The sequence below is a fragment of the Streptomyces sp. NPDC001351 genome (assembly GCF_042896045.1).
GTDB lineage: Bacteria > Actinomycetota > Actinomycetes > Streptomycetales > Streptomycetaceae > Streptomyces.
The window spans coordinates 23,819-46,005 of the sequence record NZ_JBIAWS010000015.1 but is presented as its reverse complement, the minus strand read 5'-3'; the positions used below and the strand labels follow the sequence as shown (position 1 = coordinate 46,005).

Annotated in this window: 14 protein-coding genes; 11 read left to right on the top strand and 3 right to left on the bottom strand. The window is 70.5% G+C overall.

Annotated features, from left to right (window positions below; genetic code table 11):
• The first annotated feature begins 131 nt into the window (after positions 1 to 131).
• Positions 132 to 3,755, top strand: a complete 3,624-nt coding sequence (smc, locus tag ACFY1U_RS40060; RefSeq protein ID WP_390698973.1) for a chromosome segregation protein SMC — start codon at positions 132 to 134, stop codon at positions 3,753 to 3,755.
• A 181-nt stretch (positions 3,756 to 3,936) separates the two neighbouring features.
• Entirely contained in the window at positions 3,937 to 5,355 is a 1,419-nt protein-coding gene (locus ACFY1U_RS40055; RefSeq protein ID WP_390698972.1) for a sugar porter family MFS transporter, read from the top strand.
• A 90-nt stretch (positions 5,356 to 5,445) separates the two neighbouring features.
• Here the strand turns inward: ACFY1U_RS40055 and ACFY1U_RS40050 are convergent, their stop codons facing one another.
• Positions 5,446 to 6,417, bottom strand: coding sequence for an LLM class flavin-dependent oxidoreductase (locus ACFY1U_RS40050; protein WP_390698971.1), 972 nt, complete (start codon positions 6,415 to 6,417; stop codon positions 5,446 to 5,448).
• A 104-nt stretch (positions 6,418 to 6,521) separates the two neighbouring features.
• Here ACFY1U_RS40050 and ftsY point away from each other — a divergent pair, with 104 nt between their 5' ends.
• The gene (gene ftsY / locus ACFY1U_RS40045) at positions 6,522 to 7,724 is read left to right on the top strand and encodes a signal recognition particle-docking protein FtsY (RefSeq protein WP_390698970.1); all 1,203 of its coding nucleotides are present in this window, start codon (positions 6,522 to 6,524) and stop codon (positions 7,722 to 7,724) included.
• 124 nt (positions 7,725 to 7,848) lie between these two features.
• On the opposite strand, the gene ACFY1U_RS40040 is transcribed toward ftsY, so the two are convergent.
• On the bottom strand, positions 7,849 to 8,505 hold the full coding sequence (locus tag ACFY1U_RS40040) for a bifunctional DNA primase/polymerase (RefSeq protein ID WP_390698969.1): 657 nt from the start codon (positions 8,503 to 8,505) through the stop codon (positions 7,849 to 7,851).
• 445 nt (positions 8,506 to 8,950) lie between these two features.
• On the opposite strand from ACFY1U_RS40040, the gene ACFY1U_RS40035 reads away from it, so the two are divergent.
• The 6 genes from ACFY1U_RS40035 (at position 8,951) to ftsH (ending at position 18,550) form a co-directional block, all read left to right on the top strand.
• On the top strand, positions 8,951 to 10,435 hold the full coding sequence (locus ACFY1U_RS40035) for a hypothetical protein (RefSeq protein ID WP_390698968.1): 1,485 nt from the start codon (positions 8,951 to 8,953) through the stop codon (positions 10,433 to 10,435).
• A gap of 315 nt (positions 10,436 to 10,750) precedes the next feature.
• Positions 10,751 to 12,088: an ammonium transporter gene (locus ACFY1U_RS40030; RefSeq protein ID WP_390698967.1), complete on the top strand. Its 1,338-nt coding sequence runs from the start codon at positions 10,751 to 10,753 to the stop codon at positions 12,086 to 12,088.
• Positions 12,085 to 12,423: a P-II family nitrogen regulator gene (locus tag ACFY1U_RS40025; protein ID WP_003997576.1), complete on the top strand. Its 339-nt coding sequence runs from the start codon at positions 12,085 to 12,087 to the stop codon at positions 12,421 to 12,423. The genes ACFY1U_RS40030 and ACFY1U_RS40025 overlap by 4 nt, the downstream gene beginning before the upstream one ends.
• Before the next feature lie 27 nt (positions 12,424 to 12,450).
• Positions 12,451 to 14,898 carry a [protein-PII] uridylyltransferase gene (locus tag ACFY1U_RS40020; RefSeq protein WP_390698966.1) on the top strand — a complete coding sequence of 816 codons (2,448 nt, stop codon included), beginning with the start codon at positions 12,451 to 12,453 and terminating at the stop codon, positions 14,896 to 14,898.
• Positions 14,899 to 14,993: 95 nt separating this feature from the next.
• Positions 14,994 to 16,547 (top strand): signal recognition particle protein, encoded by a 1,554-nt coding sequence (ffh, locus tag ACFY1U_RS40015; protein ID WP_390698965.1) that lies wholly within the window; start codon positions 14,994 to 14,996, stop codon positions 16,545 to 16,547.
• Between the two features lie 50 nt (positions 16,548 to 16,597).
• Positions 16,598 to 18,550 (top strand): ATP-dependent zinc metalloprotease FtsH, encoded by a 1,953-nt coding sequence (ftsH, locus tag ACFY1U_RS40010; protein WP_390698964.1) that lies wholly within the window; start codon positions 16,598 to 16,600, stop codon positions 18,548 to 18,550.
• Here ftsH and ACFY1U_RS40005 read toward each other — a convergent pair.
• Positions 18,547 to 19,452 (bottom strand): class I SAM-dependent methyltransferase, encoded by a 906-nt coding sequence (locus ACFY1U_RS40005; protein WP_390698963.1) that lies wholly within the window; start codon positions 19,450 to 19,452, stop codon positions 18,547 to 18,549. The two genes, ftsH and ACFY1U_RS40005, sit on opposite strands and share 4 nt — an antisense overlap.
• A 199-nt stretch (positions 19,453 to 19,651) precedes the next feature.
• On the opposite strand from ACFY1U_RS40005, the gene proS reads away from it, so the two are divergent.
• Complete coding sequence (proS, locus tag ACFY1U_RS40000) at positions 19,652 to 21,067, top strand: proline--tRNA ligase (protein WP_390698962.1); 1,416 nt, start codon at positions 19,652 to 19,654, stop codon at positions 21,065 to 21,067.
• A 261-nt stretch (positions 21,068 to 21,328) separates the two neighbouring features.
• Positions 21,329 to 21,925, top strand: a complete 597-nt coding sequence (locus ACFY1U_RS39995) for a hypothetical protein (RefSeq protein WP_030943152.1) — start codon at positions 21,329 to 21,331, stop codon at positions 21,923 to 21,925.
• The last annotated feature ends 262 nt before the right edge of the window (positions 21,926 to 22,187 follow it).

The following is a 22,187-nucleotide window of genomic DNA, read 5'->3' as shown; positions in this document are numbered from 1 at the left end:
CCTTCTTTCTTTCCCCCGCACATCCTTTCACCCTCTTTAACGTTTGGTGTGCCCTGCACGTTCAAGGGTGAAACCGCGGGGTTGCCAGGCTTCATCATGTGAGATACCGGCGGAAGGTAGAGTCCAGCGGCGTGCACCTCAAGGCCCTGACCCTCCGCGGGTTCAAGTCGTTCGCCTCGGCGACCACGCTCCGGTTCGAACCGGGCATCACGTGTGTCGTGGGACCGAACGGCTCGGGCAAGTCCAACGTCGTGGACGCCCTGAGCTGGGTGATGGGCGAGCAGGGTGCCAAGTCGCTGCGCGGCGGCAAGATGGAGGACGTCATCTTCGCCGGCACCACCGGCCGCCCGCCGCTCGGCCGCGCCGAGGTGTCCCTCACCATCGACAACTCCGACGGGGCCCTGCCCATCGAGTATGCCGAGGTCACCATCACGCGGATCATGTTCCGCAACGGCGGCAGCGAGTACCAGATCAACGGTGACACCTGCCGTCTCCTCGACATCCAGGAACTCCTCTCCGACTCCGGCATCGGCCGCGAGATGCACGTCATCGTCGGCCAGGGCCAGTTGGACTCCGTCCTGCACGCGGATCCGATGGGCCGCAGGGCCTTCATCGAAGAGGCCGCCGGCGTGCTGAAGCACCGCAAGCGCAAGGAGAAGGCCCTGCGCAAGCTCGACGCGATGCAGGCCAACCTCGCGCGGGTGCAGGACCTGACGGACGAACTGCGCAGACAGCTCAAGCCGCTGGGCCGGCAGGCGGCGGTGGCCCGCCGGGCGGCCGTGATCCAGGCGGATCTGCGGGATGCGCGCCTGAGGCTGCTGGCGGACGATCTCGTACGACTGCGGGAGGCGCTGAAGGCCGAGGTCGCGGACGAGGCCGCGCTCAAGGAACGCAAGGAAGCCGCCGAGCAGGAGCTGAAGAAGGCGCTGCAGCGCGAGGCGCTCCTGGAGGACGAGGTACGACAGCTCGCTCCCCGGCTCCAGCGGGCCCAGCAGACCTGGTACGAGCTGTCGCAGCTGGCCGAGCGGGTGCGCGGCACGATCTCGCTGGCCGACGCGCGGGTCAAGAGCGCGACGTCGGCGCCGCCGGAGGAGCGGCGGGGCCGCGACCCCGAGGACATGGAGCGCGAGGCCGCCCGTATCCGTGAGCAGGAGGCCGAGCTCGAGGCGGCTCTGGAGGCGGCCGAGCGGGCTCTGGAGGACACGGTCGCGCACCGGGCCGAGCTGGAGCGCGAACTCACGCAGGAAGAACGGCGCCTGAAGGACGTCGCCCGCGCCATCGCCGACCGCCGCGAGGGCCTCGCCCGGCTGAACGGGCAGGTGGGCGCGGCCCGTTCGCGCGCCGCGTCCGCACAGGCGGAGATCGACCGCCTGGCCGCGGCCCGGGACGAGGCGCAGGAGCGGGCCGTCGCCGCCCAGGAGGAGTACGAGGCGCTCAAGGCCGAGGTCGACGGCCTCGACGCGGGCGACGCGGAACTGGGCGAGCAGCACGCGGCGGCGAAACAGCAGCTGGCCGTGGCGGAGGCCGCCCTGACCGCCGCCCGCGAGGCGGCCACCGCGGCGGAGCGCACACGAGCCGCGACCCAGGCACGGCATGAAGCCCTGGCGATGGGGCTGCGGCGCAAGGACGGCACGGGTGCGCTCCTGGGCGCGAAGGATCGTCTCTCCGGGCTGCTCGGTCCGGCGGCCGAGCTGCTGACGATCACTCCTGGCTACGAGGTCCCCTTGGCAGCGGCTTTCGGCGCGGCGGCGGACGCCCTGGCGGTGACCTCGCCGTCCGCCGCGGCGGACGCGATCCGGTTGCTGCGGAAGCAGGACGGCGGACGTGCGTCGCTGATGCTGGCGGGTGCGCCTGAGGAGAGCGGTTCGGCAGCTGGCGTAAGGGGCGCGGGGCTGTATCAAGCTGCGGCTCCGCCGCGGGGCGCGACCAGCCACGACGAACCCGCAGACGCCCAACAACCTCACGCGGCAGATTTCGTCCGTGGCCCTTCCGACCTCATGCCCGCCGTCCGCCGCCTCCTCCACGGAGTGGTCGTCGTGGCCACCCTCGAAGACGCAGAAGAGCTCGTCTACAGACGACCGGACCTCACCGCCGTAACGGCAGAAGGCGACCTGCTGGGGGCGCACTTCGCACACGGCGGCTCCGCCGGTGCACCCAGCCTCCTGGAGGTGCAGGCCTCCGTCGACGAGGCCGCAGCCGAGCTGGAAGAGCTGGCCGTGCGCTGCGAGGAACTCACCGAGGCACAGCACGCGGCGCAGGAGCGGCGCAAGGAGTGTGCCGCGACCGTGGAGGAGCTGGGGGAGAAGCGCAGGGCCGCCGACCGGGAGAAGTCCGCCGTCGCCCAGCAGCTCGGACGGCTCGCCGGACAGGCACGGGGCGCGGCGGGCGAAGCGGAGCGCACCGTCGCCGCTGCCGCGCGGGCGCAGGACGCGCTGGACAAGGCTCTGGAAGAGGTCGAGGTCCTCGCCGAACGCCTCGCGGTCGCCGAGGAGATGCCCGTCGAGGAGGAGCCGGACACCTCGGTGCGGGACCGTCTCGCCGCCGATGGCGCCAACGCCCGCCAGACCGAGATGGAGGCCCGGCTCCAGGTCCGTACACACGAGGAGCGCGTCAAAGGACTCGCGGGCCGGGCCGACTCCCTCGACCGCGCCGCGCGAGCGGAACGCGAGGCACGCGCGCGTGCCGAGCAGCGCCGGGCGCGCCTCAGGCACGAGGCGTCCGTGGCGGAAGCCGTCGCCTCCGGCGCACGGCAGCTGCTCGCGCACGTCGAGGTCTCCCTCGCCCGCGCCGAGGAGGAACGCACCGCGGCCGACGCCGCCAAGGCCCGCCGGGAGCAGGAGCTGACCGCCGCGCGTAACACCGGCCGCGATCTGAAGGCGGAGTTGGACAAGCTCACCGACTCCGTCCACCGTGGCGAGGTGCTCGGTGCCGAGAAGCGCATGCGGATCGAGCAGCTGGAGACCAAGGCGCTGGAGGAACTGGGCGTGGAGCCGGCCGGGCTCGTGTCCGAGTACGGCCCGCACCAGCTGGTGCCGCCCTCCCCGCCCGCCGAGGGCGAGGAGCTGCCGGAGGATCCCGAGCATCCGCGCAACCAGCCGAGGACCTTCCACCGCGCCGAGCAGGAGAGGCGGCTCAAGGCCGCCGAGCGGGCCTACCAGCAGCTCGGCAAGGTCAATCCGCTCGCCCTGGAGGAGTTCGCCGCACTGGAGGAACGCCACAAGTTCCTCAGCGAGCAGCTCGAAGACCTGAAGAAGACCCGCGCCGACCTGCTCCAGGTCGTCAAGGAGGTCGACGAACGCGTCGAGCAGGTCTTCACCGAGGCCTACCGGGACACGGCCCGCGAGTTCGAGGGCGTCTTCAGCCGGCTGTTCCCGGGCGGTGAGGGGCGGCTGATCCTGACCGACCCCGACAACATGCTCACCACGGGCGTCGACGTCGAGGCCCGTCCACCGGGCAAGAAGGTCAAGCGGCTGTCGCTGCTCTCGGGCGGTGAGCGCTCACTCACGGCCGTCGCGCTGCTGGTGTCCATCTTCAAGGCCCGGCCGAGCCCGTTCTACGTCATGGATGAGGTCGAGGCCGCGCTCGACGACACCAACCTGCAGCGACTGATCCGCATCATGCAGGAGCTGCAGGAAGCCTCGCAGCTGATCGTGATCACCCACCAGAAGCGGACCATGGAGGTCGCCGACGCGCTGTACGGCGTCTCCATGCAGGGCGACGGTGTGTCGAAGGTCATCAGCCAGCGGCTGCGCTGAGCGATCTCTTCAAGAGTTGAACACATTCCCGTCACAGGTGCACTGAAAAGTCACAGGCATGACCTCTTGACTTCGAAACTTGAAGGCATAGTCTCGGCAACGTTGCTTTTACCTTCAGGTAATACCTACCAAGAAGGGTCCCCCCACCCGGCAGCGCTGCCGGTGGCCCGAGGAGTTGAACGTGACCAGCACAGTGCAGGCACAGAAGTCAGGAGCCAGAACGGCTCGCCCCGAGCACCTCGGGCGCGTCACCTTCATCGCGGCGGCGGCCGCGATGGGCGGTTTCCTGTTCGGCTACGACAGCTCCGTGATCAACGGCGCCGTCGAGGCCATCCGGGACCGCTACGGGATCGGCTCCGCGGCCCTGGCCCAGGTCATCGCCATCGCCCTGATCGGCTGCGCCATCGGTGCGGCGACCGCCGGCCGCATCGCCGACCGGATCGGCCGCATCCGGGTCATGCAGATCGCCGCCGTGCTGTTCACCGTCAGCGCCGTCGGCTCGGCGCTGCCCTTCGCGCTGTGGGACTTCGCTCTCTGGCGCGTGGTCGGCGGCTTCGCCATCGGCATGGCCTCCGTGATCGGCCCCGCCTATATCGCCGAGGTCGCCCCGCCCGCGTACCGCGGCCGTCTCGGCTCCTTCCAGCAGGCCGCGATCGTCATCGGCATCGCGATCTCACAGCTGGTCAACTGGGGTCTGCTCAACGCCGCCGACGGCGACCAGCGTGGCAAGCTGATGGGCCTGGAGGCCTGGCAGGTCATGCTCGGCGTCATGGTGGTCCCGGCCGTCCTCTACGGCCTGCTCTCCTTCGCCATCCCCGAGTCGCCCCGCTTCCTCATCTCCGTCGGCAGGCATGAGCGCGCCCGCGAGATCCTCGCCGAGGTCGAGGGCGAGCACGGCAACCTGGACGCCCGCGTGAACGAGATCGAGCACGCGATGAAGAGCGAGCACAAGTCCGCCTTCAAGGACCTGCTCGGCGGCGGCTTCTTCTTCAAGCCGGTCGTCTGGGTCGGCATCGGCCTCTCGGTCTTCCAGCAGTTCGTCGGCATCAACGTCGCGTTCTACTACTCCTCGACCCTGTGGCAGTCGGTCGGCGTCGACCCGACGGACTCGTTCTTCTACTCCTTCACGACGTCGATCATCAACATCGTCGGCACCGTGATCGCCATGGTCTTCGTGGACCGGATCGGCCGTAAGCCGCTGGCCCTGATCGGTTCGATCGGCATGGTCGTCGGTCTCGCGCTGGAGGCCTGGGCCTTCTCGTACCACCTGGTCGACGGCAAGCTGCCGGCCGCGCAGGGCTGGACCGCCCTGATCGCCGCGCATGTCTTCGTGCTCTTCTTCGCCCTGTCCTGGGGTGTGGTCGTCTGGGTCATGCTCGGCGAGATGTTCCCGAACAAGATCCGCGCCGCCGCCCTGGGCGTGGCCGCCTCCGCGCAGTGGATCGCCAACTGGGCCATCACCGCGAGCTTCCCGTCGCTGTCCGACTGGAACCTCTCCGCGACCTATGTGATCTACACGGTCTTCGCGGCGCTCTCCGTCCCGTTCGTCCTGAGGTTCGTGAAGGAGACGAAGGGCAAGGCGCTGGAGGAGATGGGCTGAGCCTCCTGAACAGGCGGCCCCTGAACTCGAGGAGCCGGGCCAAGTCCCCGCTGCCCGCTCCTCGACACCCGTAAGACGTACTGCCCCGGCTCATCCACCGAGCCGGGGCAGTACGTCTTCGCACAGCAGCCGCAGACTCCGCCACCCCTCGTCCACCGGCATCCCGCCGGCCAGTGGATGCAGCACGAGGCTGTCCAGCCCCTGCTCCACACACTGGTCCGGCGTCAGGATCCGGTAGACGCCCTCGGCGCGCAGCTCGTCCACGCTCGTGGCCGCCGACCTCACCGCCGAGCGGATGTCACCGGACTGCCAGGAGGCGTACGTCCGCGCCTCGTGCAGGAAGTGCTCGCCGTACTCGGCCCAAGCCCGGTCGGGGTCCTCCGCGAGATGCAGCAGCGGGGTCTCGGCGGCGGGCATCATGGTCCAGCCCTCGGTGCCGTACTCGACGAGCCGCTCCTTGTAGTACGCCTCCAGCTCCGGCAGATGCGCGCTCGGGAAGAAGGGGAGACCGAGGCGCGCCGCGCGACGGGCTGCGGCCTTGGACGAGCCGCCGACCAGCAGCAGGGGGTGCGGCTCGGTGAAGGGGCGCGGGGTGACCCGTACCGTTCGGCCCCGGTATGCGAACTCCTCCCCGGTCCAGGCCTTCAGCACCGTCTCCAGCAGCTCGTCCTGCAGCCTGCCGCGCCGCTTCCAGTCCACGTCGAACTGGGCGTATTCCTCCGGCCGGTACCCGATCCCGGCGACGGTTACCAGCCGTCCGCCGCTCAGCAGATCCAGTACGGCGATGTCCTCGGCCAGCCGCAGGGGGTCGTGCAGCGGGCCGATCACCGCCGAGACGGTTACCGCGATACGCCGGGTGGCCCCGAAGACCGCGCCCGCGAAGGCGAACGGCGATGGCAGCCAGTTGTTGTCGACGCCGTGGTGCTCCTCCGTCTGGACGGTGGTGATCCCGTGGTCGTCGGCGTACGCGGCCATTTCCAGGGCGGCCCGGTAGCGGGCGCCGAGCGAGGCGGGGGTGGCACCGGGTTCGACGAGGTTGAAACGTACGACGGAGACGGACATGGGGTCCCCCTTCACCGGGCGGGTGTGGAGGGGGACGTTAGCTGACGGTGTGTCAGACATCCAGAGGGGTGTCGCAGGACTCCATGACTGATACTGGACGAGTTATGGAAACCGTCATCCTTGCTGTAGTCATCGCCGTGGTCGTGCTCGGCGCGCTCGGCGGGCTCGTCATCGGCAGCCGACGGAAGAAGTCGCTGCCCCCGCCGCCGCCCGCCGCGCCCGACATCACCGCCCCTCCGGCCGAGCCGCACGTCGGCGACGAGGCCGAGACACCCCGCGACGAACCGCGCCGGACCATAGAGGAGGTGGATCTTCCGGACGGCTCGGCGCCGGTCGCCGTCGAGGAGCCGCCCGTCCTCGAAATCCCCGAGATCGAGGTCCCCGAGCCGACCGCCGGACGCCTGGTCCGGCTGCGCGCCCGCCTCTCCCGCTCCCAGAACGCGCTCGGCAAGGGGCTGCTCACGCTCCTGTCCCGCGAGCACCTCGACGACGAGACCTGGGAGGAGATCGAGGACACGCTGCTCACCGCCGACGTCGGCGTGGCCCCCACCCAGGAGCTGGTCGAGGGTCTGCGCGCGCGGGTGAAGGTGCTCGGCACCCGCACCCCCGCCGAGCTGCGCGGCCTGCTGCGCGAGGAACTCCTCAAGCTGGTCGGCACCGACTTCGACCGCACGGTCAAGACCGAGCCCGCCACCAGCAAGCCCGGCATCGTGATGGTCGTCGGTGTCAACGGCACGGGCAAGACCACCACCACCGGCAAGCTCGCCCGCGTCCTGGTCGCCGACGGCCGCAGCGTCGTCCTCGGCGCCGCCGACACCTTCCGTGCCGCCGCCGCGGACCAGCTGCAGACCTGGGGCGAGCGGGTCGGCGCCCACACCGTGCGCGGGCCGGAGGGCGGCGACCCCGCCTCCGTCGCCTTCGACGCGGTGAAGGAGGGCAAGGAGATGGGCTCCGACGTCGTCCTCATCGACACCGCCGGGCGCCTGCACACCAAGACCGGGCTCATGGACGAGCTCGGCAAGGTCAAGCGCGTCGTCGAGAAGCACGCCCCGCTGGACGAGATCCTGCTCGTCCTCGACGCGACGACCGGGCAGAACGGCCTGGTGCAGGCCCGGGTGTTCGCCGAGGTCGTCGACATCACCGGCATCGTGCTCACCAAGCTCGACGGTACGGCGAAGGGCGGCATCGTGGTCGCGGTCCAGCGCGAGCTGGGCGTGCCGGTCAAGCTGGTGGGTCTCGGCGAGGGCGCCGACGATCTGGCGCCGTTCGAGCCGGAGGCGTTCGTGGATGCGCTTATCGGCGACTGAGCGCCGGGTGGCTGGTAAATTCACTACCCGCCCGGAATGCCTGAAATGCAATGAAGCGCCCGCCCCCAAGGTGCAGTTGGGGCCGGGCGCTTCGCTGTGTACGACTGGGTGTACGGCTGGGGGCCTACGCCCGCGACCGATGCGCCGCATAAGCCAGCGTCCCCAGCAGCAGCCGTGCCGCCGGCGGTTTCGTGGCCGAGTCCAGAGCGGGCGGCCGCAGCCAGCGCACCGGGCCCAGGCCGCCGCGGTCGGAGGGCGGCGCCGTGATGTAGGTGCCGGGGCCCAGGCCGCGCAGGTCGAGGGAGGTCGGGTCGTCCCAGCCCATGCGGTAGAGCAGCTCGGGGAGCTCGGCGGCGGCTTTGGGGGCGACGAAGAACTGGGCGCGGCCCTCGGGGGTCGCGGTGACCGGCCCGACCGGCAGACCCATGCGCTCCAGGCGGACCAGGGCGCGCAGGCCCGCGGGCTCGGCCACCTCGATGACGTCGAACGCCCGGCCGACCGCGAGCATGACCGACGCCCCGGGGAACTCGCCCCACGCCTTGGTCACTTCGTCGAGCGTGGCGCCGGCCGGGACCTGGGGCGCGAACTCCAGGGGGTGCGCCCCCGGTGCGCCGCAGTCCGCCCGGCCGCAGGAACAGTCGCCCGCTGCGGTCCGGGCTCCCGGGACCGCGTCCCAGCCCCAGAGCCCCGTGAACTCGGCGACGGCGGTGCACTCCGAGGAGCGGCCGCGCCGACGCGAGCCGGAGCGGATCTCCCGGATGCCGCCGATCGTGAAGCCCATGCCCCCTCCAACGGGTCCGACGCGTCGGTGGTTACGACGCGGATGCGGATCGTGACCCTGTGTTCCGGATGCATCGGCCCCGCGTGGTCCGGGCGGCGCTCGAAGTGCCCCGGGTGGTGAACTCGGCGGCGCACGCCCCTGAGTGCATCGCTCCGCCTACTCCGGGTTGGTCTATGTCAAGTGAATCGCGCCGAGGCGACACTGAGTTCATTCGAAGGGGTGGCGAATGGTGGCGTTTCCGGGATCGCCATGGCTGGACCGGTGATCGTAGGATTACTGTAAGTGCACGAGTCCTGGGGGCACATGCACTCGTGGGTATGCCGGAGGCAAGTAGGCATCCCGTTCGAAGGGTGAGAACCGGCGGACGGGCGGCTGTATTTACCGGCATTCTGAATAGGGCTTGGCGCACTCAGCGACAAGTGGTCTCAGGGATGGGGGCGTTCCAGTGAGCGGCAACGGCGGAAGCGGGACGACCGCGACCAGCACGGACAAGCGCCCCAATGAGCTGCTCGCGTCCTGGTTCGTGCGCAGCGGCTGGTCGAAGGGCGAACTCGCCCGTCAAGTCAACCGCAGGGCACGCCAGTTGGGCGCCAACCACATCTCCACGGACACCTCCCGGGTGCGCCGCTGGCTGGACGGCGAGAACCCTCGCGAGCCGATCCCCAGGATCCTGTCCGAGCTGTTCTCCGAGCGCTTCGGCTGTGTGGTCTCCGTCGAGGACCTCGGCCTGCGCGCCGCCCGTCAGTCACCCTCCGTGTCCGGCGTCGACCTGCCCTGGACGGGCCCGCAGACGGTGGCGTTGCTCGGTGAGTTCTCGCGCAGCGACCTGATGCTGGCGCGGCGCGGCTTCCTCGGGACCTCGCTGGCCCTGTCCGCGGGCCCGTCCCTCATCGAGCCGATGCAGCGCTGGCTGGTGCCCTCGCCCCAGGCCCCGCAGCCGGAGCCGGAGCCGCCGGCCGCGTCCCGTCGGCCCGGCCGGCTCTCCAAGCCCGAGCTGGACCTCCTGGAGTCCACGACGGTGATGTTCCGGCAGTGGGACGCCCAGTGCGGCGGCGGCCTGCGCCGCAAGGCGGTCGTCGGCCAGCTGCACGAGGTGACGGACCTGCTTCAGGAGCCCCAGCCCGAGGCCACCACCAGGAAGCTGTTCAAGGTCGCCGGGGAGCTGGCGGAGCTGGCCGGCTGGATGTCGTACGACGTCGGGCTCCAGCCGACCGCCCAGAAGTACTTCGTCCTCGCCCTGCACGCGGCCAAGGAGGCGGGCGACAAACCGCTCGGCTCGTACATCCTCTCCAGCATGAGCCGCCAGATGATCCACCTCGGCCGGCCGGACGACGCGCTGGAACTGATCCACCTCGCGCAGTACGGCAGCCGGGACTGCGCGAGCCCCCGCACCCAGTCGATGCTGTATGCGATGGAGGCCCGCGCCTACGCGAACATGGGGCAGCCCGGCAAGTGCAAGCGGGCGGTCCGGATGGCCGAGGACACCTTCGCGGACGCGGACGAGTGGGACGAGCCGGACCCCGACTGGATCCGCTTCTTCTCCGAGGCCGAGCTGCACGGCGAGAACTCCCACTCCTACCGCGACCTCGCCTATGTCGCGGGCCGCAGCCCCACCTACGCGTCCCTGGCCGAGCCCGTGATGCAGCAGGCCGTCGAGCTGTTCTCCCGGGACACCGAGCACCAGCGCTCGTATGCACTGAACCTGATCGGCTTGGCCACGGTGCATCTGCTGCAGCGTGAGCCCGAGCGCAGCGCGGTGCTGGCCGAGAAGGCCATGCACATCGCCAAGAAGGTCCGCTCCGAGCGCGTGAACACTCGTATCCGAAAGACGGTCGACACGGCCGTACGCGATTTCGGTGACGTCGCCGAGGTCGTGGACCTCACCGAGAAGCTCGCCGTCGAACTACCGGAGACCGCCGAGGCGGTCTGAAAACCCTTGGCCCCGGCCGCGGCCGGCCCTCCCGAACTGCCCGACTCGGCTCCCCCCATGCCAGGTCATCGGAAGGCCGCCCGTGGCCGGTTCTTTCCTTCGGTGAAGGTTGCGCCACGATAACGATGGACGCGCCTGACATCCGGCAGTTCATCGAGGCGTAACACGCAGGGTGCCTTCGTCACGGCGGTGAAACAACGAGGGGCTTCCAACGAAACCGCGCTGCGCCAATCTCATGGCGCATAACCGGCCCACCCCTCATGACCGCTTCAGGCTTCGCCCGCACGGGGCCGTACCAACGACGAGGAGACGCCGATGGCACCAGCCATCACGCTTGCCGCGGAGGCACCCAAGCTGTCCTCCGCGAACACAGGCTTCATGCTCATTGCTTCCGCCCTGGTGCTGATCATGACGCCGGGCCTCGCCTTCTTCTACGGAGGCATGGTCCGCGTCAAGAGCACTCTCAACATGCTGATGATGAGCTTCATCAGCATCGGCATCGTCACCATTCTGTGGGTGCTCTACGGCTTCTCCCTCGCCTTCGGTACGAACAACAGCCTCATCGGCTGGGACACCGACTGGTTCGGTCTCCACAAGATCGGTCTGACGGAGCTGTGGCCCGGCTACACCATCCCGATCTTCGTCTTCATGGTCTTCCAGATGATGTTCGCCATCATCACTCCGGCCCTGATAAGCGGCGCCCTCGCGGACCGCGTCAAGTTCTCGGCCTGGTCGCTGTTCGTCGCGCTGTGGCTGACGGTCGTCTACGTCCCGGTCGCCCACTGGGTGTGGGGCGCCGACGGCTGGGCCTTCAAGCTCGGTGTGATCGACTTCGCCGGTGGTACCGCGGTCCACATCAACGCCGGTGCGGGCGCTCTCGGCGTCATCCTCGTCATCGGCAAGCGCGTCGGCTTCAAGAAGGACCCGATGCGCCCGCACAGCCTCCCGCTGGTCATGCTCGGCGCCGGTCTGCTGTGGTTCGGCTGGTTCGGATTCAACGCCGGTTCATGGCTCGGCAACGACGACGGCGTCGGCGCGCTGATGTTCGTCAACACGCAGGTCGCCACCGCCGCCGCCATGCTGGCCTGGCTCGCCTACGAGAAGATCCGCCACGGCGCGTTCACCACGCTGGGCGCCGCCTCCGGCGCGGTCGCCGGTCTGGTCGCGATCACCCCGTCCGGTGGTGCGGTCTCCCCGCTCGGCGCGATCGCCGTCGGTGCCATCGCCGGTGTCGCCTGCGCCGCGGCCGTGGGCCTGAAGTACAAGTTCGGCTACGACGACTCCCTCGACGTCGTCGGCGTCCACATGGTCGGCGGCATCATCGGCTCCCTGCTCATCGGCTTCTTCGCCACCGGCAAGGGCCAGTCCACCGCGACCGGCGTCTTCTACGGTGACCACTCCTTCACCCAGCTGTGGAAGCAGTGCGCCGGTGTCGGCGCGGTCCTCGCCTACTCCCTGATCGCCTCCGCGGTCCTCGCCTTCCTCCTCGACAAGACCATCGGGATGCGGGTCACCGAGGACGAGGAGATCTCCGGTATCGACCAGGCCGAGCACGCCGAGACCGCATACGACTTCAGCGGCGCGGGCGGCGGCATCGCCGGATCCGCCGCTTCGGTCCTGGCAGCCACGGAGAGCAAGAAGGTGGACGCATGAAGCTCATCACCGCCGTCGTGAAGCCCCACCGGCTCGACGAGATCAAGGAGGCCCTGCAGGCCTTCGGAGTCCATGGCCTGACGGTCACCGAGGCGAGCGGTTACGGTCGTCAGCGGGGCCACACCGAGGTCTACCGCGGTGCCGAGTACACCGTCGACCTGGTCCCCAAGATCCGTATAGAGGTACTGGCCGAGGACGACGACGCCGAGCAGCTGATCGACGTCATCGTCAAGGCGGCCCGAACCGGCAAGATCGGTGACGGCAAGGTCTGGTCCCTCCCGGTCGAGACGGCCGTACGGGTCCGGACCGGCGAGCGCGGCCCGGACGCGCTCTAAGCGAAGCAGAAGGACAGGAGCTGCTGGGTGTCGAGCACGGACGTGCACAAGGAAGCGGAAGACTCGGGACCCAGCGGCTACGCGGCGGCCCGGCTGCACCTCCTCACCGAGGGGGCGCAGTCCGGGCCGCCGCGCCGTACCGCCCTGTCCGAGCTGACGGACGACTGGCTGACGGGCCTGTTCGCCGCGGGCGCCGAGGGGCTGCGCGGGGTCTCCCTGGTCGCCGTCGGCGGCTACGGCCGCGGTGAGCTCTCCCCACGCAGCGACCTGGACCTGCTCCTCCTGCACGACGGCAGCGACCCCAAGGCGGTCGCCGCTCTGGCCGACCGCATCTGGTACCCCGTCTGGGACCTCGGCCTGGCCCTCGACCACTCGGTCCGCACCCCCGCCGAGGCCCGCAAGACGGCCGGGGAGGATCTGAAGGTCCAGCTCGGCCTCCTGGACGCCCGCCACATCGTCGGCGACCTGGGCCTGACGGCCGGTCTGCGGACGGCCGTCCTCGCCGACTGGCGCAACCAGGCGCCGAAACGTCTCCCCGAACTCCAGGAACTCTGCGCCGAGCGCGCCGAACGCCAGGGCGAGCTGCAGTACCTCCTGGAGCCGGACCTGAAGGAGGCCCGCGGCGGTCTGCGTGACGCCACCACCCTGCGTGCCGTCGCCGCCTCCTGGCTGGCCGACGCCCCGCGCGAGGGCCTCGACGACGCCCGGCGCCGGCTGCTCGACGTACGCGACGCCCTGCATCTGACGACCGGACGTGCGACCGACCGGCTCGCGCTGCAGGAGCAGGACCAGGTCGCCGCCGAGCTCGGACTGCTGGATGCCGACACACTGCTGCGGCAGGTCTACGAGGCCGCACGCGTCATCTCGTATGCCAGTGACGTCACCTGGCGCGAAGTGGCGCGCGTGCTGCGGTCGCGCGCCGTACGGCCGCGGCTGCGCGCCATGCTCGGCGGCGGAAAGCCCGTCCCCGAGCGCTCCCCGCTGGCCGAGGGCGTGGTCGAGCAGGACGGCGAGGTGGTGCTCGCCCGGGCCGCGCGCCCCGAGCGCGACCCCGTCCTCCCGCTGCGCGCCGCGGCCGCCGCCGCGCAGGCCGGCCTCCCGCTCTCCCTGCACGCCGTACGGCGTCTGGCGGCGACCGTGCGCCCCCTGCCCACGCCCTGGCCCGCCGAGGCCCGTGAACAGCTGGTCACCCTGCTCGGCTCCGGGCACCCCACCATCGACGTCTGGGAGGCGCTGGAGGCGGAAGGCCTGATCACGCGGCTGCTTCCGGACTGGGAGCGGGTGCGCTGCCGCCCGCAGCGCAACGCCGTGCACATCTGGACCGTCGACCGGCACCTGATCGAGACCGCCGTACGCGCCTCCGAGTTCACCCGCCGCGTCCACCGCCCCGACCTGCTCCTGGTCGCCGCGCTGCTGCACGACATCGGCAAGGGCTGGCCCGGCGACCACTCGGTGGCAGGCGAGATCATCGCCAAGGACGTGGCCGCCCGTATCGGCTTCGACCGCGACGAGGTGGCCGTGCTCTCCACCCTCGTACGCCACCATCTGCTGCTGGTCGAGACGGCCACCCGCCGCGACCTGGAGGACCCGGCCACGGTCCGCTCGGTCGCCGAGGCGGTCGGTTCGCAGCACACCCTGGAGCTGCTGCACGCGCTGACCGAGGCGGACGCCCTGGCCACCGGGCCGGCCGCCTGGTCCTCCTGGCGCGGTTCGCTCGTCGCCGACCTGGTCAAGCGGGTCGCCGCCGTCCTCGCCGGGGACGTCCCCGACGAGCCCGAGGCAGCCGCGCCCACCGCCGAGCAGGAACGGCTCGCCATCGAGGCGGTCGCCACCGGCAGCCCGGTGCTGTCCCTGCGCGCCCAGACCGAACCGCCGGCGGAGGACCAGCCCTCCGGCGACCCGGAGCCGCTCGGCGTCGAACTGCTCATCGCCGTACCGGACCAGGAGGGAGTGCTGCCCGCGGTGGCAGGCGTCCTCGCCATGCACCGGCTGACCGTGCGCACCGCCGAGCTGCGCACCCTGGACCTGCCGGACGGCGTCGAGGGCTCGGTCCTGCTGCTGAACTGGCGGGTCGCCGCCGAGTACGGCTCGCTGCCCCAGGCGGCCAGGCTGCGCGCCGATCTCGTACGGGCCCTGGACGGGTCCCTGGACATCGCCGGGCGCCTCGCCGAGCGCGACGCCGCGTATCCGCGCCGCCGGGGTGTCGTGGCCCCTCCGGCGCGGGTGACGGTCGCCTCGGCGGCGTCCCGGCTGGCCACGGTGATCGAGGTGCGGGCGCAGGACGCCCCCGGCCTGCTGTTCCGGATCGGGCGGGCCCTGGAGGACGCGAGCGTACGGGTGCGCAGCGCGCACGTCTCCACGCTGGGCGCCAACGCCGTGGACGCCTTCTATGTGACCGGGCCCGAGGGCGCGCCCCTGCCGGGCGACGAGGCGTCTGCCGTGGCGCGGAAGCTGGAGGAGACATTGCGGGGGTGACCGCGCTGTAGGAGCGGGCGGGGACGATTGTCTTGCGCGGCCCGATATCCTGGAAGACGCTCACACTGCCCCCGACTCCGAGGACCGACGCCGCCGTGTTCGACACTCTCTCCGATCGCCTCTCAGCGACCTTCAAGAATCTGCGCGGCAAGGGGCGTCTGAGCGAGGCGGACATCGACGCCACCGCGCGCGAGATCCGTATCGCGCTGCTCGAAGCGGACGTGGCCCTGCCCGTCGTCCGCGCGTTCATCAAGAACGTCAAGGAGCGCGCCCTCGGCCCCGAGCTCTCCGGTACGCAGTACCCGGCCCAGCGGGTCCTGGACATCGTCAACGACGAGCTGGTCACCGTCCTGGGCGGCCAGACCCGCCGCCTGCGGTTCGCCAAGCAGCCGCCGACCGTGATCATGCTCGCGGGTCTGCAGGGTGCCGGTAAGACCACCCTCGCGGGCAAGCTCGCCAAGCACCTCAAGGAAGAGGGCCACTCGCCGCTCCTGGTCGCCGCCGACCTCCAGCGCCCGAACGCGGTCACCCAGCTCAGCGTCGTCGCCGAGCGCGCGGGCGTGGCCGTCTTCGCCCCGGAGCCGGGCAACGGCGTGGGCGACCCGGTCCAGGTCGCCAAGGACTCGATCCAGCACGCGAAGACCAAGGTCCACGACATCGTCATCGTGGACACCGCCGGCCGCCTCGGCATCGACCAGGAGATGATGCAGCAGGCCGCGGACATCCGGGACGCGATCTCGCCGGACGAGATCCTCTTCGTCGTCGACGCGATGATCGGTCAGGACGCCGTCACCACGGCGGAGGCCTTCCGCGACGGCGTCGGCTTCGACGGCGTTGTCCTCTCCAAGCTCGACGGTGACGCCCGCGGTGGTGCGGCCCTGTCGATCGCCTCGGTCACCGGCAAGCCGATCATGTTCGCGTCGAACGGCGAGAAGCTGGACGACTTCGACGTCTTCCACCCCGACCGGATGGCCGGCCGCATCCTCGACATGGGTGACCTCGCCACCCTGTTCGAGAAGGCGCAGAAGGAGTTCAGCGAGGAAGAGGCCGCCAAGATGGCCTCCAAGCTCGCCTCCAAGAAGGGCCAGGACTTCACCCTGGACGACTTCCTGGCCCAGATGGAGCAGGTCAGGAAGATGGGCAGCATCTCCAAGCTGCTCGGCATGATGCCCGGCATGGGCCAGATCAAGGAACAGATCAACAACATCGACGAGCGGGACGTCGACCGCACCGCCGCCATCATCAAGTCGATGACCCCGGCCGAGCGTGCCGACGCCACGATCATCAACGGCTCCCGCCGCGCCCGTATCGCCAAGGGCTCCGGCGTCGAGGTCAGCGCGGTCAAGAACCTCGTCGAGCGGTTCTTCGAGGCCCGCAAGATGATGTCCCGCATGGCCCAGGGCGGCGGCATGCCGGGTATGCCCGGGATCCCGGGCATGGGCGGCGGTCCGGGCCGCGCCAGGAAGCAGCCGAAGAAGGCCAAGGGCAAGCAGCGTTCCGGCAACCCGATGAAGCGCAAGCAGCAGGAGCAGGAGGAGGCCGCCCGCCGGGCCGCCGCCGCTCAGGGCGGTAACGCCTTCGGCGTGCCGGGTCAGCAGGCGCCTCAGGACTTCGAGCTCCCGGACGAGTTCAAGAAGTTCATGGGCTGAGTTCACCCCGTACGCGTGCCGGTGGCGGGGCGTTGTCGTAACGTCCGCGTATGACCAACCCCGCCCCGCCGCGCAAGTCGCCCGACCAGCCCTGGCGTACCGAGGGCACTCCCGAGCAGCCGCCCAGGCCGCCGGACGGGCGGAAGATGCGCGGCGGCTGGTGGAGCCTGATCCTGACCGCGCTGGTCGTGTATCTGATCGCGAATCTGATCCTGTCGTTCTTCAACGAGGGCAACGAGCCGACGATTTCGTACACCGAGTTCAGCAAGCAGGTCGACGCGGGCAACGTCAGCAAGATCTACGCCAAGGGCAACGCGATCCAGGGCCAGCTCAAGAAGGGGCTGAAGAGCCCGCACGGCGGCGGCAAGTACACCAAGTTCAGCACCGAGCGCCCGACGTTCGCGAGCGACAAGATCTGGGACGACCTGACCAAGCACAACGTCACCGTCACCGCGGAACCGGTCGTCCAGCACCGCAGCTTTCTGGCCAATCTGCTGATCTCGCTGGCCCCGATGCTGCTGCTGATCGCGGTGTGGGTCTTCGTCGCGCGGCGGACGAACGCGGGCCTGGGCGGCGCGGGCGGGATGCTCGGCCGCAAGACGCCGCCCAGGCCGGTCGAACTGCAGCCGGGCGCCAAGCGCACGACCTTCGAGGACGTGGCGGGCATCGACGAGGTCGAGGGCGAGCTCAACGACGTCGTCGACTTCCTGAAGAACCCGGACGCCTACCGCAGGATGGGCGCGAAGATGCCCCGGGGTGTCCTGCTCGCCGGCCCGCCCGGCACCGGAAAGACCCTCCTCGCGCGAGCCGTCGCCGGTGAGGCCGGCGTGCCGTTCTTCTCGGCGTCCGCCTCCGAGTTCATCGAGATGATCGTCGGCGTCGGCGCCTCACGTGTGCGTGAACTGTTCGCGGAGGCCCGCAAGGTGGCCCCGTCGATCATCTTCATCGACGAGATCGACACCATCGGACGGGCCCGCGGCGGCGGCTCCGGCATGGGCGGCCACGACGAACGCGAACAGACGCTGAACCAGATCCTCACCGAGATGGACGGCTTCTCCGGCTCGGAGGGCGTCATCGTCATCGCGGCCACCAACCGCGCCGACGTCCTGGACCCGGCCCTGACCCGCCCCGGCCGCTTCGACCGGGTGGTCATGGTCTCGCCCCCGGACCGCGGCGGCCGCGAGGCCATCCTGCGGATCCACACCCGCGAGATCCCGCTCGCGAAGGACGTCGACCTCGGCCAGGTCGCCCGTACGACCCCGGGCATGACCGGCGCCGAACTGGCCAACCTCGCCAACGAGGCCGCCCTGCTCGCCGTCAAGCGCAAACAGGAGCGGGTCACGCAGACCGACCTCTCCGAGGCCCTGGAGAAGGTCCAACTGGGCGCCGAACGGCCGCTGGTGATGCCCGAGGAGGAGCGCCGCCGCACCGCCTACCACGAGAGCGGCCACGCCCTGCTCGGCATGCTCCAGCCCGGCGCCGACCCCGTCCGCAAGATCACCATCGTCCCGCGCGGCCGGGCCCTCGGCGTCACGCTCTCCACGCCGGAGTCCGACAAGTACGCGTACACCGAGGAGTACCTGCGCGGCCGGATCATCGGCGCGCTCGGCGGCATGGCGGCGGAACAGGTCGTCTACGGGGTCGTCACCACCGGCGCGGAGAACGACCTGGAGCAGGTCACCGGCATCGCCCGCGGCATGGTGGCCCGCTGGGGCATGAGCGAGCGCGTCGGCCGCCTGTCCGCCCTGCCCGGCGACGCCCAGCAGGCGTACGGCCTGGCCGCCGCCCCGCGGACCCTCGACGTGATCGACGGCGAGATGCGCCGGATCGTCGACGAGTGCTACGAGGAGGCGTGCCGCAAGCTGAGCGACCACCGCGGCCAACTGGACGCCCTGGCCCAGGCCCTGCTGGAGCGGGAGACCCTGGAGGAGGCGGACGCCTACCGGATCGCAGGGATCGCACGTCTGGAGAAGGCGGAGGCGCCTGACGCGTCCGGGGTCTAAGGGGTACGAGCGATCAGGTACCGGAACACGTTCGGCATCCACACCGTCCCGTCCCGGCGCTGATACGGGTGCAGGGCCTCCGCCAGCTCCTTGTCCACCTGCGCCTGGTCCGTCGCGGAGATCGCCGCGTCGAACAGGCCCGTCGACAGCAGGCCCCGCACCGCGCTGTCCACGCCCGCGTATCCGAACGGGCAGGAGACGCGCCCCGAGCCGTCCGGCTTCAGACCCGCCCGCTGCGCGACCTCCTCCAGGTCGTCGCGAAGGGCGGGGCGCCAACTGCCCGTGCCGCGCTGGGGGTACCCCCAGGTCGAGCGAAGTCGAGAAACAGGGGGAGGATCCGCCAGCCTGGTGGCCACCCGCAGCACGGACGACGTGGTGCAACGTTCCGGCGGACCCCAGCCGGCGAGCACCACGGGCGCCCCGTGCCCGGCGAGCGGTGTCGCTGCCTGCAGCAGCCCGCCGAGCCCCTCCGAGTCGCCCGCCAGACACCCGATCGGCTCGAAAGCCGTCACCAGGGTGAACGCGGGCGTCTCCGCGTCGCCCGCGGCCACGACGTCTGCGGGCGAGCCGTCGACGATCCGGGTGCCTGCACGCGCGCGCGTGCCCCATGCGTCCGGGAGCAGCCGCTCCCGCGCGAGAGCCAGTCGTTCGGGGGAGGAGTGGTCGACACCGGTGACCGCGGCGCCTCTGGAGGCCGCCATCAAAAGGGCCAGCCCGCTGCCGCAGCCGAGGCCCAGCATCCGTGTGCCGGGGCCCACCTCCAGTCGCTCGTACACGGCCTCGTAGAGCGGCACCAGCATCCGCTCCTGGATCTCGGACCAGTCACGCGCGCGTGCACACAGGTCCACACGGGGCGCCCGGCCCGTAGGGGACGGCTGCTGCCGCACGAGCGTAGGTGTCATGTAAAGCGCCCCAATCCGCCGAGAGTTGCCGCTGTGCCCGATTCCATGGCCCCCGTGACGTGCGCTCGCACTCCCCCCGTATGCCAGATAACTCCGCACTCGACCGGACGTCCAGGGGTCGTGGGGTCCGGTTTGCGGGTTGCCTGTGCTGGCGAAAAGAATTCACATCCCGGCAACGTGGGCCCCTACCATCGCGCCCATGGCAAAGACTCCCGTTCTCACCCCGCGGGCGGACGACTTCCCGCGCTGGTACCAGGATCTGATCACCAAGGCCGAGCTGGCCGACAACGGGCCGGTGCGCGGCACCATGGTGATCCGACCGTACGGGTACGGGCTGTGGGAGCGGATGCAGGCCGAGATGGACGCCCGGATCAAGGAGACGGGCACCCAGAACGCGTACTTCCCGCTGCTGATCCCGCAGTCGTACTTCGCCAGGGAGGCCGACCACGTCGAGGGCTTCGCGCCCGAACTGGCCGTGGTCACCCATGGCGGCGGCAAGGAACTGGAGGAGCCCGCGGTCGTCCGCCCCACCTCCGAGATGATCATCAACGACTACTTCTCGAAGTGGGTGCAGAGCTACCGCGACCTGCCCCTGAAGATCAACCAGTGGGCGAACGTGGTCCGTTGGGAACTGCGGCCCCGTCTCTTCCTCCGTACGACCGAGTTCCTGTGGCAGGAGGGCCACACCGCGCACGCCACGTACGAGGAGGCGCGGGACTTCGCCGCGCACATCCAGCAGCACGTCTACGGGGACTTCCTGACCGAGGTCCTCGCGACGGACTTCGTCTCCGGCCGCAAGACGGCCAAGGAACGCTTCGCCGGCGCCGTGAACACCCTCACGCTCGAAAGCATGATGGGCGACGGCAAGGCCCTCCAGATGGTCACCAGTCACGAACTGGGCCAGAACTTCGCCAAGGCCTTCAACACCCGGTACCTGTCCAGGGAAGGCAGACAGGAACTGGTCTGGCAGACCTCCTGGGGCTCGACCACCCGCATGATCGGCGCCCTGGTGATGACTCACGGAGATGACAACGGCCTCAGGGTCCCGCCGCGGCTCGCGCAGATCCAGGTCGTCGTCCTCGCGATCAAGGGAGAGGAGGCGGTTTTGGCCAAGGTCCGCGAGCTCGGTGACCGGCTGAAGGCGGCGGGCCTCCGTGTCCACGTCGACGACCGCACCGACACTCCCTTCGGGCGCCGCGCCGTCGACTGGGAGCTGAAAGGCGTGCCCGTACGCATCGAGGTAGGGCCCCGTGACCTGGAGAACGGCACGGCGATGGTGGCCCGCCGCATCCCCGGAGGCAAGGAGCCGATGCCGGTCGACTCCCTCGTACGGCTTCTGCCCGCGATCCTCGAGGAGGACCAGGCGCTCCTGCTCGCCCAGTCCCGCGAGCGCCGCGAGTCCCGTACGGCCGACGTGTCGACGATCGAGGAAGCCGTCGAGGCGGTCGCCGCCGGCGGCTGGGCGCGCATCCCCTGGGCGGACCTCGGCGAAGAAGGCGAGGCCTCACTGGCCGAGCACGCGGTGACCGTACGGTGTCTGGTCGCTGCCGACGGGTCGGTGCCCGAGGCCGACGACGCGCCCGGTAACGTCGCGGTCGTCGCGCGCGCTTACTGATTCAGGGCCGTTCCGCCGCGAGAGCGACCGAAACGCCTCTTGCGCATCTGCGGATCACACCCGCACCGGCGCGTGGACATCGTCTACGCGCCGGGTCGTAGCGCGGGCTACGTACCGGCTTGGGACGAGCTGTGAGGTTTCTGCGCAGATCAGCGCACCCGCCCTCGTCGGGACGCATCAGTGGCAACTGACGGGTACGTGCAAATTATTTGGGATGGCCCGGAATAGGAACACATTCGAGGCCCCGCTCGTTGTCATTACGTGAGCACGACACAGACACCACCTGTTCTCGCCGCAGAGCTGGCAGAGGCGTGGGCCGACATTCAGCGGTACCACCCCGAGCTGCCGGACCTTGCCGCGCCAGAGTCCCTGATCGGAGAGTCGTCGTCCGCGTGCGGTCACGAGCTCTCCTTCGAGCGACTGCTCCATGAGGCAGTCCATGGCATCGCCGCCGCGCGCGGCGTACGCGACACGTCCCGCGCCGGCCGGTACCACAACCGCAGATTCCTCGCGATCGCCGAGGAGCTGGGCCTGGACCACCCCGAGGAACCGCACCCCAGCAGCGGCTTCTCACTGGTCACGCTCAACCCCGAGGCCAAGCGCCGCTACCGCCCGACCATCGAGCGGCTGCAGCGCGCCCTCAAGGCCCACACGGCAGCCACCTCGGCCGACACCCCGAAGAGCTTCCGCGGCCCGGCGGCCCGGCACGGCTCGTCCGGGGGCGGAGTGCGAGTGAAGGCGGTGTGCGACTGCGGCCGTAACGTACGGGTCGTCCCGTCGGTACTGGCCCAGGCGCCGATCGTCTGCGGCGGCTGCGGCAAGCCGTTCCGGATCCCGGAGGTCGTGGGGGCCGCATAGGCGCGGGCCCTGGAGCACCGGCATCTCGTGGCTGCCGGAATCCGGAGCACCGCGCGCGGGGAGCCGACGCCGTCTGCGGGCAGTCGTGCCGCTTGGGGCGGCACGGGTGGCGCAGGCGGCACCCCGTAGCGCTGGGCCGCGCGACCACCCCGAGGGCACCTGCAGCGCCGGGTGCCCCTCAGCCATGCCCAGGCGAGGCTCGCACCCCTCGGCCAAAAGCGACCCGCAGGGTGTGGCACAATGGCTAGCTGTACTCGACAGC

Excerpts from the sequence above, each read along its gene's own strand:
- ACFY1U_RS40025 (WP_003997576.1), top strand. The coding sequence starts at position 12,085 with ATGAAGCTCATCACCGCCGTCGTGAAGCCCCACCGGCTCGACGAGATC.
- ACFY1U_RS40030 (WP_390698967.1), top strand. The coding sequence starts at position 10,751 with ATGGCACCAGCCATCACGCTTGCCGCGGAGGCACCCAAGCTGTCCTCC.
- proS (WP_390698962.1), top strand. The coding sequence starts at position 19,652 with ATGGCAAAGACTCCCGTTCTCACCCCGCGGGCGGACGACTTCCCGCGC.
- ACFY1U_RS40005 (WP_390698963.1), bottom strand. The coding sequence starts at position 19,452 with ATGACACCTACGCTCGTGCGGCAGCAGCCGTCCCCTACGGGCCGGGCG.
- ftsY (WP_390698970.1), top strand. The coding sequence starts at position 6,522 with ATGGAAACCGTCATCCTTGCTGTAGTCATCGCCGTGGTCGTGCTCGGC.
- ACFY1U_RS40050 (WP_390698971.1), bottom strand. The coding sequence starts at position 6,417 with ATGTCCGTCTCCGTCGTACGTTTCAACCTCGTCGAACCCGGTGCCACC.
- ftsH (WP_390698964.1), top strand. The coding sequence starts at position 16,598 with ATGACCAACCCCGCCCCGCCGCGCAAGTCGCCCGACCAGCCCTGGCGT.
- ACFY1U_RS40040 (WP_390698969.1), bottom strand. The coding sequence starts at position 8,505 with ATGGGCTTCACGATCGGCGGCATCCGGGAGATCCGCTCCGGCTCGCGT.